Below are 14,563 nucleotides of genomic sequence, written 5' to 3' on the forward strand. Positions count from 1 at the left end.
CTATGGCTATAGAATAATTAGAATGATGCTTAAAGGCAAGATGTTTCACGACGTTTTGTGCCTTGAGCGAAGCGAAAGGAATGGTTATAAAGATGAAAATTGTTGAAGGTTTAAAGTATTCAAAGAATCATGAGTGGGTAAAAGTTGAGGGCAATCTGGCCACTATTGGGATTACCGATTATGCCCAGCATGCCCTGGGTGATATCGTCTTTGTCGAATTGCCAGAGATTGGTGATACAATTGGCAAGGAGGACGCCTTTGGGGTGGTGGAATCGGTAAAAGCGGCTTCAGATATCTACTTACCAGTATCCGGTACCGTTGTTAAAATAAACGAAGCTCTGGTTGATGAACCGGAACTGCTCAATGCCGATGCCTTTGAAAATTGGATGGTTTGTGTCGAAATGGATGATCCGGCGGAGCTGGATGAGCTGATGAGTGCGACAGAATACGAAACCATTTGTCAGGATTAACAGTCAGAAAACAGGAGATTAAGAAATGGGAAATTTAAAACGCACCCTCTTTTACGACAATCATGTCAAAGCCGGAGCAAGCCTGGTCGATTTTGGGGGCTGGGAAATGCCCATCCAGTATCCGGCTGGGATTGTCGATGAACACATTCATACCCGCATTAAATCAGGAATCTTTGATGTCTCCCATATGGGGCGATTCATCGTCTCCGGCAAGGAAGCGATCGCCTTTTTACAACATGTCTTAACCAACAATGTCTTAGCCCTGGATCTGCTTCAGGCTCAATACACGATGATTCAGAACAACGGCGGCGGGGCATTGGACGATGCTTATTTGTACCGCTTTTATGAAGACACCTATCTGCTGGTGGTTAATGCCGCCAATGCTGAAAAAGATTGGCAGCACCTAAATAAAGAAATTACCGCCTTTGATGCCCGAATTGTTGATCAGTCCGCTGAAATTGCGATGATCTCGCTGCAGGGACCAGACTCAAAAACGGTGCTAAAAAAACTGACTGGCAGTGAGAATCTCACCGAACCAATTAAAAATGCTTTGGCAATTTTAGATTATCAAGGTGAAGACTTATTAATTGCCCGAACCGGCTATACCGGCGAACCGCTGGGCTTCGAACTTTTTGCTAAGGCCGATCAGGGTCCGGCAATCTGGGAAAAACTGCTTGACCTGGGTGCCATGGCGATTGGCCTGGGTGCCCGCGATACCTTAAGACTGGAAGCTGGCCTACCTTTATATGGACATGAACTGGGGCTTGATAGTGACGGGAATGAAATCCCGATATTTTCCTGCCCGCTGGCCAAATTTGCAGTCAGCTTTGCGGCGGTTAAAGGCGACTATATCGGCCGGGAAGCCCTGGCGAATCAGTATATTGGCTTTAAAAAAATTATGGAACGGGAGCTTTCAGATCTGTCCCATCTGGCTCGGATTGTCAGGCCGATTGCCATTACCGGCCGCGGCATTGCCCGGGCTGGTTGTAAGGTCTTTAAAGATGGCAAAGAAGTCGGCACGATCACCAGTGCCACCATGGTGCCCTATTTAAAGGCCGAAGGATATGGGCTGGACAGTAAAATCACCGACGAGAAGGCCATGCGGGCTATTGGCCTGGCCCTGATTAACGGTGATGTGGAACTAAATGATAGGGTAGCGGTGGACATCCGCGGTAAGATGGTACCGGCAGTGATTGCCCCCTACCACATGAAAAGTGATGCACCGCCATTTGCCAGACCGATCCTTTATGGGGTTGAAGTGGAGCGTAAATTTGATAGTCCCCCAGATTATGAAACCAAGGCTCTAAACCTGCTGGAAAGAAGCTATGACAATACCATTTTGAGACAACACGAAACCATCAACCTGATCCCCTCTGAGCAGACCCATTCAGCGGCGGTACGGTTATTGTCAGTGATGGATCCTTCCTTCCGTTATGCAGAACACAAAAAAACAAAATCGTTTTATGATTATGATGTGTTTTATTATCAGGGGACTGCCTTTATTGATGAGATTGAGTATCTGTTGATGGAAGAAATGAAAAAATACCTGCGCTGCGCCGAGGTAGAAACCCGGGTGATTAGCGGGCAGATGGCCAATGTCGCGGTCTTCAGTGCGCTGATGGATTATAAAAATCGGGTCAACCGCAAGATTGATGCCAAACGATTGGGTTATGTGATGAATAACCATATTATCCGCGGCGGTCATTTAAGCGCTCAGCCGATGGGTGCCCTCCACGATTACATCGCCGTCGATCCGCTTACGGAAAAAACGGCAGTGGTCAATTTTCCGGTGGAAAAGGACAACCCCTTCAAGATTGATGTAGCAGAAACCAAAAAAGTCATTGAACAATATAAGCCCGAGCTGATTATTTTTGGTAAGAGCATGGTCCTTCACAAAGAGCCCGTCCGGGAAATCCGGGAATTTGTCGATGCACAAAAGCTCAGTTCGATCATCATGTACGATATGGCCCATGTCCTTGGTCTGGTCGGAGATCATTTCCAGGACCCCTTTGCTGAAGGAGCGGAACTGGTCACCGGTTCAACCCATAAAACCTTCTTTGGCAGCCAACGGGGCGTCATCGCTGGAAATTATGACAAGGACGATTATAAGTATGGCCTTTGGGAAACCATCGAAACCCGAGCCTTCCCCGGCAGCGTCAGCAATCACCATTTAGGAACAATGCTGGGTCTGCTCATGGCGAGCTATGAAATGAACTGTTTTAAGGATCTTTATCAGAAAAATGTCATTGACAATGCCAAGTATTTTGCCAAATGTCTGGCAGATGAAGGTTTGGAAGTGGCAGGAGACCCGGCCATTTCCTATACGGAGACCCATCAGGTGGTGGTGCGAGTGGGTTATGGCAGCGGTCCCGAAGTGGCCAATCGCCTGGAAAATAATAATATTATCATTAATTATCAGGCTACCCCGGAAGAAGAAGGTTTTACCGCTTCTGGCGCGATCCGCATCGGGGTCGCTGAAATGACCCGGTTTGGTTTTAGCAAAGAAGCCTTTGCCGAAACCGCGTCTTTGATGGCGGATGTAATTTTAAGAAATAAAGATGTCAAAGAAGATGTCAAGCGGCTCAGAGGCCAGTTTACGAGTCTTAAATATTGCTTCGATGATGAAGACATTGCAGCACAGCTGGAAAAACTAAAAAATACGTTTTAAATAAAAAAATAAGTTTATAAGGGGGAAAAAAGCGTGTCATCCTATTTATCCCATACCAAAGAAGAACAACAAGCCATGCTCAAAGCGATGGGAATCGCTTCGATAGAAGAACTTTTTGCCGACATTCCAAAACACGTGCGTTTAAACCGCGAGCTTCAATTACCACCAGCCCTATCAGAGATGGAGCTGACCAGTTATATGCAAAAGCTGTCACAGCAAAATGCCAACCTGGATGCCTATAGCTGTTTTCTGGGAGCTGGCGCCTATGATCATTACATTCCCAGCGTGGTCGGTAATCTGACTGCCCGACAGGAGTTTTACACGGCCTATACTCCCTATCAGCCAGAAATCAGCCAGGGCACCCTGCAGGCGATCTTCGAGTTTCAATCGATGATCTGCGAGCTTACCGGGATGGATATTGCCAATGCCTCAATGTATGACGGTGCCACCGCCCTGGCTGAGGCGGTCGCGATGGCCTGTAGCCATACCAGAAGAAATGAGGTGCTCATTGCCAGCACCCTTCATCCGGAGAGTCGCGAAGTCATCAAAACCTATGCCCGATACAAGGGCATTGAGGTCAAAGAGATTGACTACGACAATGGTAGTATCGATTTCGGCCGTCTGGAAGCCGCCTTATCAGATCAAACCGCGGCGGTGATTGTCCAGAATCCCAATTTTTTCGGCATCATCGAAGATCTGGGTCAGGCCGCCCAACTAGCCCACCACCATAAGGCACTGCTGATTGCCAGTGTCGACCCGATTTCGCTGGCAATCTTAAAATCGCCAGGTCAATTGGCGGCTGATATTGTCGTTGGGGATGGCCAATGTCTGGGTAATCCGATTAGTTTTGGCGGCCCCGGTCTTGGTTTTATGGCCACCTCTAAGGCATTGATGCGGAAGCTGCCGGGTCGAGTCGTTGGTCAGACCACCGATCTTGATGGCAAGCGGGCCTTTGTGCTGACCCTCCAGACCAGAGAGCAGCACATCCGTCGGGACAAGGCTACCTCTAACATTTGCTCCAACCAAGCGCTCAATGCCCTGGCTGCGACGATTTATATGACAGTTCTCGGTAAGGAGGGTTTAAAAGAAGTGGCCAAGCTATGCTTTAATAAAGCCCACTATCTCCATGACCAGCTGGTCCAATCAGGAAAATTTACGCCCGCCTTTTCGGCTCCCTTTTTCAAGGAATTTGTCGTGAGCAGCGCCTGTGAGGTAGAAGCACTGAACAATGCGTTACTCTCAGATCAGATTATCGGCGGCTATGGGCTGGAGAAATCCTACCCTGAGCTAAAAAACGGCTGGTTGCTGGCGGTGACTGAAAAACGGACCCGAACCGAGATCGATAGTTTAGTAGAAAAGGCGGTGAATTATTGTGATTAAGAGCGAAGCACTGATTTTTGAAAAATCTGTTCCAGGCCGAAAAACCAACCTCTTACCAGCCTGTGATGTTCCCGAATTGGATCTAAGTAGCACCATCCCGGCCGGCTTTTTAAGGGCCCAGTTGCCGGAACTTCCAGAGGTCAGCGAAGTCGATACGGTTCGCCATTTTACGGCCTTATCGAAGATGAATCATGGGGTCGATTCCGGCTTTTATCCACTGGGTTCCTGTACCATGAAGTATAACCCCAAAGTCAACGAGGATGTCGCCAAATATAGCGGCTTTGCCCGGATGCACCCCTACCAAGCCGAAAAAACGGCTCAGGGTTGCCTGGCGGTTTTATACCAAACCGACATCATGCTGGCAGAAATCACTGGAATGGAGCGGGTATCGCTGCAACCGGCGGCCGGTGCTCATGGCGAGATGGCCGGACTGATGATTATCAAAGCCTATCATCAGAACCGCGGTGACAGCAAACGACAAAAAATTGTCGTACCGGATTCATCCCATGGCACTAACCCGGCTTCAGCGGCGGTGGTTGGTTTTGATGTGATTGAAGTAAAATCCAATGCATTTGGTGGTGTTGATATCCCATCACTAAAGGCGGTGATGAATGATGAAATTGCCGGACTGATGCTTACCAACCCCAGTACATTGGGCTTATTTGAAGAAAATATTGCAGAGATAGCCCAGATTGTCCATCAGGCGGGCGGCCTGCTCTATTACGACGGTGCCAATATGAATGCCATCATGGGCAAGACCCGGCCTGGCGACATGGGCTTTGATGTGGTTCATCTTAATTTGCACAAAACCTTCAGCACCCCCCATGGTGGCGGCGGCCCCGGTTCAGGTCCGGTGGGCGTCAAAAAAGACTTGGTTCCATTTTTGCCTGGTCCGATGGTGGAACGGGCTGAGGATTGCTATTATCTGGATGATAACCGGCCCTTATCGATTGGCCGGGTTAAATCTTTCTATGGCAATTTTGGGGTGGTCGTCAAAGCCTTTGCCTACATCCGCTCTTTGGGGGCTACGGGTCTTCGGGAGGCATCTGAGATTGCCGTCCTTAATGCCAATTATATCCGCGCCAGACTAGAGGATGATTACGAATTGCCCTTTGGCAAAATCTGTATGCATGAGGTGGTTTTCTCGGCCCAGAAGCAAATGAAGTTTGGGGTTTCGGCCCTCGATATTGCCAAACGGCTGATTGATTTTGGCTATCATCCGCCGACGATTTATTTTCCCTTAATTGTCAAAGAAGCGATGATGATTGAACCGACCGAGACCGAAAGTAAGGAAACCCTGGATCAATTTATCGCGGCGATGCAGCAAATTGCCAGCGAAGCACAGACGAATCCCGAGCTTCTAAAGGAAGCACCTCATGATAGCATGGTAAAACGGCTCGATGAGGTCGCAGCAGTGCGAAAACCGCTGCTGCGGTATAATAAAGTCTAGTGGTGGATAATCCGATACAAATCGGGTATCAATAGCACGAGGATCAAAGCAGAATCAAATAGTGGTGCCTGAAAAAGTGGTTGCCCCAAAGTGGAGGTTGGCATGAATGTATTTGATATTATCGGACCGATTATGGTCGGCCCGTCCAGTTCCCATACCGCCGGCGCGGTGCGCATCGGTCAAATCGCCCGAGTGGTCGCAGGCGGACAACCGGTTGCGGTGACCATTGAGCTCTATGGTTCCTTTGCCCAAACTTATAAGGGGCACGGCACCGATAAAGCGATTATTGCTGGCCTGCTGGGTATGGCACCGGACGATGAGCGGATTAAAGACAGCCTGGCGCTGGCCGGCCAGGCGGGGATGAGTTTTAAATTTAGAAAGTCCAGTAATCAAGCGGTTCACCCCAACACGGCCTTGATTTCAGCGGTTGATCAATTGGGCAAAAAAACAATTGTCCAGGGCTCATCAGTCGGCGGCGGCAGAATTGTCGTTAACCGGATCAATGAGATCAATGTCAAATTTAAGGGCGACTATTATACCCTGCTGATCCCCCACACTGATACCCCTGGGGTGATTGCGGCGGTAACCAAACTGCTGGCGGATCATGGGATTAACATTGCCGAGCTCAATATGTACCGTTCCCATCGCGGCGGTGAGGCGATGATGGTGATTGAAACCGATCAGGCGGTCAAAGCTGAAGTGGTCAGTTTAATCGAAGCGGTCAAGACGGTAAAAAAGGCGGTATTAATTGAACCAATCTATTAGGAGCGAAGATGATTACTTATGATTCGATACAGGAATTGGCAGATAAGGCCAGAAAAAAGGGGAAGCGAATTTCGGAGCTGGTGCTTGAGGATCAGGCCCTGCATATGGAACAGTCAAAAGATGAACTCCTTGAGCTGATGCGTAAAAGCCTTCACGTGATGGCGGCCGCTGCCAAAAGTGGACTCGCGTCACAGAGTCTATCGGCAAGCGGTTTAAGTGGTGGCGATGCCAATAAAATGAAACAGGTGGTTGATGGCGGCAGGTCGCTGAGCGGCAAGGTGCTGAGTGAAACCCTGGCAAAGGCCTTGGCGATTGCTGAAGTCAATGCCTGTATGGGCAGAATTGTCGCAGCACCGACGGCCGGTTCCTGCGGGATTATTCCCGCCCTCTTGCTGACCCTAAAAGAAGAACACCATTTAGCTGAGGATCAGGTGGTGATGAGCCTTTTTACCGCCGCGGGACTGGGCATGGTGATTGCCAAAAAGGCCAGCATTTCCGGCGCGGAAGGCGGCTGCCAGGCAGAATGCGGCAGTGCTGCGGCGATGGCTGCGGCGGCGGCGGTTGAATTAATGGGGGGTAGCCCGCAAATGAGTGCCCATGCCTGTGCGTTCGCCTTAAAAAGTGTGCTGGGTTTGGTCTGTGATCCGGTTGCCGGTCTGGTCGAGGTGCCGTGTATCAAGCGTAATGCCAGCGGTGCAGCCAATGCCCTGGTTGCGGCTGAGATGGCTCTAGCCGGGATTGAGAGCACCATTCCGGTCGATGAGGTGATTGGCGCCATGAAAGCCATTGGCGATGCGATGCCAAAAGCATTAAAAGAAACAGCCGAAGGCGGTCTGGCCGACACCCCCACCGCAAAGAAAATTGCCCGCGAGATCTTACGTTAAATACAGGGTGGGATAATCAGGTATTAACGGACTAGCAGGCAAAGCTGCGATTAGAAAGACCGGCAGGATTGATTCTTAATAAATAACCTTTAGGAATAATTGGAAATAAATTACACTGATTTTCATCTTTCTTTAACATATGCTTAAGTATGTGTAACTTTACAGAGAAAGTTAAGCTTAACACGCTAGAATTTGTCAAGTGATAAAGTTTCGACATCTTTTTCACTTCACGACTAGAGGCAGCGGTTCATCAACCCGCTGCCTTTTCCATTTTTTGACTCATCGCTTTTACTTGAGCAGCTTTACTCTAGTGAAAACTGGATCCCCCGGTGTTCCACAGAAGTCGAGAAAACAATCAGCGTTTTAGTCCGGCCAAATCGTTGCAATTCTCCGATAAAGCTGTCCAGTTCATTGGTGCTGGATATCTTTGCTAATAGCAGCGGCGTGATTGTTTCTTGTTTTGATTGGTGCAGAATATTCAGATCTTAACCTGGAATCGCGATCAGGTAAATAAAACCTTAAAAAAGACTATGTCAGCGGTTTTTTTTCCAATTTTGAAAAGTCGAAATAAATACAGTAATTCCGCAATGATAAATGCTATAATAAAAATCATGATAGGGCAGATGAAACAGTCAAAAATTGAGGAGGATTTCCATGGAAGAATATCTCAACATTGCGATGCAAAATCCTCGCCTTCTGCAACTGATTCTGGTTGTAGTAGGCGTGATCGTAATTTTGACGGTGAAAAACTTAATTCGGTCTCGCATGAGCAGACATATCAAAGATCATAACAATTCCTATCGGAGCAGAAAGGCCATTAACCTGGTTGGGTATTTTATCATTCTACTGTTGCTCTCAATCATTTATCGAGAGAGTCTGGGATCGTTAACAATTTTTTTCGGGATAGCCGGAGCTGGGATTGCTTTTGCCCTGCAGGAAGTCATTACAAGCATCGCTGGATGGATCGCGATTTTGGCTAGTGATATTTATAAGTCAGGAGATCGGGTATTGATGGGAGGCATCAAAGGTGACGTTATTGATGTCGGCGTCTTACGAACCACCATCATGGAAATAGGCGAATGGGTGGAAGGAGACTTATATAATGGAAGAATTGTAAGAATCTCTAACAGCTTTGTCTTTAAGGAGCCCGTATATAACTACTCTGCGGATTTTCCTTTTCTATGGGATGAGATTAAGATTCCGGTTCAATACGGAAGTAATTACACCCTGGCAAGAGAAATCCTCTATGATGTTGCTCAAGAAGTTGTCAGTGACTATTCTGATGAAGCAGAGAAGCATTGGGAGATCATGGTACAAAAGTTTTTGATTGAAAACGCCTCGACCCATCCCATGGTGAATATTATTGCCAATGATAACTGGGTCGAGTTTACCCTTCGGTATGTGGTCGACTATAAAATGCGCGTGGTTATAAAGGATCAGCTGTTCACAAAAATCCTTGAGAGAGTAGAGAGCACTTCCGGTCAGGTTGAGCTGGCCTCGGCAACATTCGCGTTGACGAGAATGCCTCCCATTGAGATAAAAACCAAAAATAAGATTAATCTCCCATAGGTGGTGTTAGTTTTTGATGAGAATCAAAGCAATGGTAAAAACCTTGTTGTCGGTAGCGGCATCGTTATTACCCGTGAAAGCAGTAATGCTTTAAAAAAATGAAGGGGAATGATTAGATGAATAAAATATTTAATAGGATTCGCAATAGTATCTGGTTGTATCCAACGATTTATAGTTTTCTTGCATTAATACTCTCGATCAGTATTATAATCATTGATAAGGTCTATGCTGAGGAATCGTTATATTATGTAAATGCGATATTCTATACAACAACAGCTTTAGCGCAAGCAGTATTAGGCATTGTTGCGGGGGCGTTCATCACAATTTCGACATTTACTTTTTCAACAACAATGCTGGTATTGACAATGTATTCGTCACAATTTACGCCACGAGTTGTAGAAAATTTTTTAAACAATAAGACGACAATGAAGTCTTTTGGTATTTTTCTGAGTGGCTTTATCTATGCGATAACATCATTGCTATTTATTAATACAAACAAAGATGGCAACCTTGTCATTGCAGCCAGTGTAGGTGTTGTTTATATTATCGTCGGCCTAGTATACTTCCTAATATTTATCCATAATGTTTCAACCCATATTCAAGCCAGTGATTTAATATTTAGGCTTCATGAAGAAGCGATCAGAGAAATCGAACAGTATACTAATTTCGCAAAAGAATCAGAGATTATTTCAGAAGTCAAATTGAATGAAATAATCGCTAACAAAAATTTCATAAAAGTCTTTGCTCCGGCCGATGGTTATATTCAAGAAATAGATTATCAAAGATTAAAAAACTTTGCTCAAAAATATAAGTGCATCGTTTGCTTTGAAAAAGTTGTCGGGCAATTCGTTTCAACTGAAACAAAGATTTTAAGAATATATTTCGAAGGTTATGAAGTATTCACGGAGACAGTTTTAAATGAGCTTTATCTATGTATTTTGATAGGGAATAAAAAAACTCAGAACCAAGACTTTAGTTTTACGATTCAAAAGATAGTTGAAATAGCTTTAAAGGCACTTTCGCCAGGGATAAATGATCCAAATACAGCAATCCATTGTCTCAAGATCATTGGTGTTTTATTAAGAGACTTAGCAAATATTGAAAAGGGTTATATTTTATTAAAAGAGCACGATCAATGGGGGTTTATAATTTATGAAGCTTTTGATTTTGAAATGCTGTTGTTTGATGCGTATAATCAAATTATGTTTTATGGGCAAAAAGATGTATCAGTTGTGGTGGCAGGATTAAAATCTTTGCGATTTATAAAAGCCAGGGCAAGCCAAGATAATCTTGAAATAATTGATAATTATGCAAAACATGTATTTAATAAACCGGAAAACAAAGCTTTTGGTAATTTAGAATTTAGCAAAATTGAAAAAGAATATGTCGATTTGATTAGTTGACACTAGACACATCGCTACATTAAATTGTACAGTGTTAAGTTAAGAAAGAGAGAAGAAAATGGAAATTAATAATTACAAAAAAGTATGTGAATATTGGCGTCTGAAAGCGCTGGAGTTTGACTACCAAGAACGCTATGCAGCGCTTGGCCTACCCGGATATAATGAAAATAATTTACCGATAACTTACTTTGGCGTTGACTACGAAATTAACCGTACGGATGCCAGCATTAGCGAGGTTAAAAGGCCGGAAGAAGAGGTCGACTTTTATACCCAATCGGCCATTTACCATTTGTTTTATTTCTCAAAAGAAGCACCGAGAAATGCTAATAATTTTATTCCCCTCCATGAACTCAGAGGAGCGGCACCATTTAGTCCGGCGTTTAAAAAATCAACCTTGATTCCTTTTGCCAAAGCCTTTGAAGGTAAAACTGGCCAATTGATTGATGCCGCCGAAAAACTGGGCTTTGAACGATTGCCAAATTCTGACGCCGGATTTCAGGCGATGGCCTTTACCTGCATGCCAATCCGGTTTTTATTCTGGGATGGCGATGATGAACTTCCCGCCCAGGCAACCATCCTGTTTGATCAAAAGATTACCGAGTTTACCCATGAGGAAACTGTCATTGGCATCGGCATGGATCTGGTCAACCGCCTTTTGGATGCCGCCGGTTTCAAGCGATTGGCATAGCCAATAACAGCGATGGTCAAAAAGTTTCAAAAGTAACCAGAGGATCTCGGAGCAGTGACCAAAAAAGATGATTCAAGGGTGGTTTCTTGTTAGTGGCTCAGCTCATTATTTGGAAAAAGCGAGGCTTTCAGCTTTTGGTAGCTGCGACTTGAGGAAGAAGGACGTAAATGGAAAAAAACGATGACAAAAACAAATGGCCAATTCTACTCATTGTGGTCATGTCGACCTTTATGGCAACTCTGGATAGCAGTATCGTCAATGTCGCTCTACCTCAAATGGCTCGGGCGATGGATGTTGATACATCGCAAATCCAGCTGGTGGTAACCAGTTATCTGATTGTCATTGTGGGAATTATCCTCATTTTTGGAAAACTGGGGGATATGTTGGGTAAGGCCAAGATCTATACCATCGGCATTGCGCTGTTTACCATCGGATCGCTGCTTTGCGGCAGCACCAGTGCTTTTCCGGTACTGATCGGGGCTCGGATTGTTCAGGCGGTTGGTGCCGCTGCAACCATGGCCAACAATCAGGGGATCATCACCCAGGTTTTTCCGGCAGCTGAGCGCGGCAGGGCATTGGGTTTTGTCGGCACCGCCGTGGCATTGGGATCACTAGTTGGTCCCGGGCTGGGTGGGATCATTGTCGGAACCTCCAGTTGGGAATATATTTTTCTAATCAATGTTCCGGTGGGCGTGATGGTACTAATTTTTGCCATCAAGTTACTGCCAAGAAGCAATCAAAAAGCAAAGGGTAAGCTTGATATGCTGGGAGCGGGGCTGTTTATGCTCAGCATCGTGCCATTATTTGTGGCAGTGGGCCAGCTACAAGGTCTGGGTTTTGCCAATCCGCTGATATTGACCAGCTTTAGTCTATCAATGGTATCCTTTATCGCCTTTATCCGGGTTGAACAAAAAGGTAAAAACCCCTTGATCCCCTTGGATATTTTTAAAAATAAATTATTTTCGTTGAGTATATTTTGCGCCTTTATTACCTTTGTGGGGCTTTTCTGCAACAATATTATTCAACCATTCTACCTTCAGGATGTGATGACCTACAAACCCGAGCAGGCGGGTTTGATTATGATGATTTTTCCATTGATTTTAACCGTGGTGTCACCGGTTAGCGGCCATTTATCCGATAAAATCGGATCGGAATGGTTAACTTTTATTGGTCTGCTGCTGATCAGTTTGGGTTTGTTTTTGATGTCAACCCTTTCTGAACAGTCGACACTGATGACCATGATAATCTTTATTGTTGTCTTATCGGTAGGCATGGGCTTGTTTCAATCCCCCAACAATTCACTGGTCATGTCAACCGTGGCAAGAGATCAGCTGGGGATTGCAGGGAGCATCAATGCCCTGGCCCGAAATATGGGCATGGTTTCAGGGATTGCCTTGGCTACCACCCTGCTTTACGGCAGTATGAGCGGAGAGCTGGGCTATCGAGTGACGGATTATGTCGCCGGTCAAAACGGCGCCTTTATTAACGGGATGAGAATCGTCTATATAACGGCGGCTATGATCTGTCTGATTGGGGCGGGGCTGACATTTTTTCGGCTCTTAGGAAAAAAGTCAAAAGTGATCGATCAAGCCGTGACGAGCCAAAAGGATATAAACACCGGACCGGAATAAGCAAACCGGAAAACAGCAGCTTGCAAAAGAATAAAGCTGTCAGTACGTTAGCCAGCTTGTTTTCTAGTTAAGATCACGTGGCGGTTGGATGTGGATATAAAAATCAATCGATAAAACAATAATCACCAACCAAATCCGGGTAACCCATATTTGTGTTGGTGATTATTTTTTTTGCTTTTTTTCACCGCCTCATCGGGGTGCTGAAAATGTCTTAAAATTTGGCGGTGGTCGGCTTGATCAGAATGCCAAATAACGAAAGATCATATAGACTGTTGCGATAATAATGGTCAGGATCATAAAAGGGAAGGCGACCCTGAAAAAGTGGCCAAAGGTAATCCGGTAGCCTTGTGCCTCGGCAATCCCGATCGCGACGACGTTGGCACTGGCCCCAATAATCGTACCATTGCCACCCAGACAGGCGCCTAGCGACAGTGCCCACCACAGCGGGTAGATGTCGATGCCAGAGAGCTGCCCCATTTCCGTGATCATCGGAATCATCGTGGCGACAAAAGGGATATTATCGATAAAAGCTGAGGCAATCGCAGAAACCCATAAAATCGATAGGGTCGTCATAAAAACATCACCATGGGTGAGCAAGAGTACATCCTTGGCCAATATTTCGATCACCCCGGTAGCTTCAATGCCACCGACCAGGATAAAGAGACCAATGAAAAAAAAGATAGTTTTCCATTCGACCTCATGAAGGATTTCTTCCGAGCTGATCCCTGAGAGAAAAATGAGGATAATTGCTCCCGTCAAGGCAATCGTCGGTGATTCAATGTGAAGTACGCTGTTGAAGATAAAACCAAGAATAACAAGGCTAAAGACAATCATCGATTTGAGGAGTAGTGGCCCATCCGTAATCGCATCTTTTTCATTAACCGCTAAAACCTTAGCTTTGACTGATTCATCAGCGATTAAAACCTTTTTATATAAAAGTGCAAATAATATCGAAGTCAGTAAAAGAATCGGCAGCGCGATGATCGAATTATTGATCAAAAAGTCATTGAAAGTAAAGCCGACCTGGCTACCAATCATAATATTTGGCGGATCACCAATAAGCGTCGCCGTACCGCCGATATTTGAAGCAAATATTTCAGCAATAATAAAGGGAATTGGATCAAGCTTTAAGTCTTTGGCAACGCTGAGGGTGACTGGGATAATCAGCAAAATGGTGGTTACATTATCAAGTAGCCCCGACAATACGCCGGTAATCAGGGAAAGCAGAATAATCAGACGCTGGGGATCAGCCTTAGAAATTTTTAGCACCTTGATCGCCAGATATTCAAAAACTCCGGTGCGGCGCATGACCATGACTATCATCATCATCCCGATTAAAAGGGTCACCGTATCAAAATCGACCGCTTCAATGGCAGACTCCTGATTAAGAATTTGCAGAATAATCATCAGCATTCCGCCGCCTAGAGCGACTAGGGTTCGGTCGAACTTATCCCAGATAATCAGGATATAAACAGCTATAAAAATAACAATCGACACAAAAAAATAAGAACTTTCGGTCATTTAACTTTTCCTCAACTTTCGATGTGAAGCAGCCAACCGATCCGAACATCAATTAATCGTCTGAATGCCATTTCCTATTATGGTGTTAACGGGGTGATTTGTCAATCGAATTCTTGTTTTTTTGAAGTGTATTA

Annotated in this window: 11 protein-coding genes and 1 pseudogene; 10 read left to right on the forward strand and 2 right to left on the reverse strand. The window is 45.5% G+C overall.

Annotated elements, in window-relative coordinates:
* The first annotated feature begins 92 nt into the window (after nucleotides 1-92).
* From gcvH to sdaAA, 6 genes are all read left to right on the forward strand, one after another.
* The gene (gene gcvH / locus QZ998_RS06675; protein WP_296559203.1) at nucleotides 93-470 is read left to right on the forward strand and encodes a glycine cleavage system protein GcvH; all 378 of its coding nucleotides are present in this window, start codon (nucleotides 93-95) and stop codon (nucleotides 468-470) included.
* Nucleotides 471-495: 25 nt separating this feature from the next.
* Nucleotides 496-3,138 (forward strand): glycine cleavage system aminomethyltransferase GcvT, encoded by a 2,643-nt coding sequence (gcvT, locus tag QZ998_RS06680; protein ID WP_296559096.1) that lies wholly within the window; start codon nucleotides 496-498, stop codon nucleotides 3,136-3,138.
* Between the two features lie 33 nt (nucleotides 3,139-3,171).
* Nucleotides 3,172-4,518: an aminomethyl-transferring glycine dehydrogenase subunit GcvPA gene (gcvPA, locus tag QZ998_RS06685; protein WP_296559098.1), complete on the forward strand. Its 1,347-nt coding sequence runs from the start codon at nucleotides 3,172-3,174 to the stop codon at nucleotides 4,516-4,518.
* A complete protein-coding gene (gcvPB, locus tag QZ998_RS06690; RefSeq protein WP_296559099.1) occupies nucleotides 4,511-5,968 on the forward strand; it encodes an aminomethyl-transferring glycine dehydrogenase subunit GcvPB in 1,458 nt (485 codons plus the stop codon). The genes gcvPA and gcvPB overlap by 8 nt, the downstream gene beginning before the upstream one ends.
* Before the next feature lie 102 nt (nucleotides 5,969-6,070).
* Nucleotides 6,071-6,733: an L-serine ammonia-lyase, iron-sulfur-dependent subunit beta gene (sdaAB, locus tag QZ998_RS06695; protein ID WP_296559101.1), complete on the forward strand. Its 663-nt coding sequence runs from the start codon at nucleotides 6,071-6,073 to the stop codon at nucleotides 6,731-6,733.
* An 8-nt stretch (nucleotides 6,734-6,741) separates the two neighbouring features.
* Complete coding sequence (gene sdaAA / locus QZ998_RS06700; protein ID WP_296559103.1) at nucleotides 6,742-7,617, forward strand: L-serine ammonia-lyase, iron-sulfur-dependent, subunit alpha; 876 nt, start codon at nucleotides 6,742-6,744, stop codon at nucleotides 7,615-7,617.
* Between the two features lie 302 nt (nucleotides 7,618-7,919).
* Here the strand turns inward: sdaAA and QZ998_RS06705 are convergent.
* Nucleotides 7,920-8,054: pseudogene (locus QZ998_RS06705) on the reverse strand (Lrp/AsnC family transcriptional regulator); the annotation flags it as partial.
* Nucleotides 8,055-8,271: 217 nt separating this feature from the next.
* On the opposite strand from QZ998_RS06705, the gene QZ998_RS06710 reads away from it, so the two are divergent.
* From QZ998_RS06710 to QZ998_RS06725, 4 genes are all read left to right on the forward strand, one after another.
* A complete protein-coding gene (locus QZ998_RS06710) occupies nucleotides 8,272-9,186 on the forward strand; it encodes a mechanosensitive ion channel domain-containing protein (RefSeq protein WP_296559106.1) in 915 nt (304 codons plus the stop codon).
* 116 nt (nucleotides 9,187-9,302) lie between these two features.
* Nucleotides 9,303-10,589, forward strand: a complete 1,287-nt coding sequence (locus QZ998_RS06715; protein ID WP_296559107.1) for a DUF2254 domain-containing protein — start codon at nucleotides 9,303-9,305, stop codon at nucleotides 10,587-10,589.
* A gap of 58 nt (nucleotides 10,590-10,647) precedes the next feature.
* Complete coding sequence (locus tag QZ998_RS06720) at nucleotides 10,648-11,277, forward strand: DUF3786 domain-containing protein (protein WP_296559109.1); 630 nt, start codon at nucleotides 10,648-10,650, stop codon at nucleotides 11,275-11,277.
* 167 nt (nucleotides 11,278-11,444) lie between these two features.
* The gene (locus tag QZ998_RS06725) at nucleotides 11,445-12,908 is read left to right on the forward strand and encodes an MFS transporter (RefSeq protein ID WP_296559110.1); all 1,464 of its coding nucleotides are present in this window, start codon (nucleotides 11,445-11,447) and stop codon (nucleotides 12,906-12,908) included.
* 237 nt (nucleotides 12,909-13,145) lie between these two features.
* On the opposite strand, the gene QZ998_RS06730 is transcribed toward QZ998_RS06725, so the two are convergent.
* Nucleotides 13,146-14,429, reverse strand: coding sequence for an ArsB/NhaD family transporter (locus tag QZ998_RS06730; protein ID WP_296559112.1), 1,284 nt, complete (start codon nucleotides 14,427-14,429; stop codon nucleotides 13,146-13,148).
* Nucleotides 14,430-14,563 lie beyond the last annotated feature (134 nt).

This window comes from uncultured Acetobacterium sp., assembly GCF_927416815.1.
In the GTDB taxonomy this organism is placed as follows: domain Bacteria; phylum Bacillota; class Clostridia; order Eubacteriales; family Eubacteriaceae; genus Acetobacterium.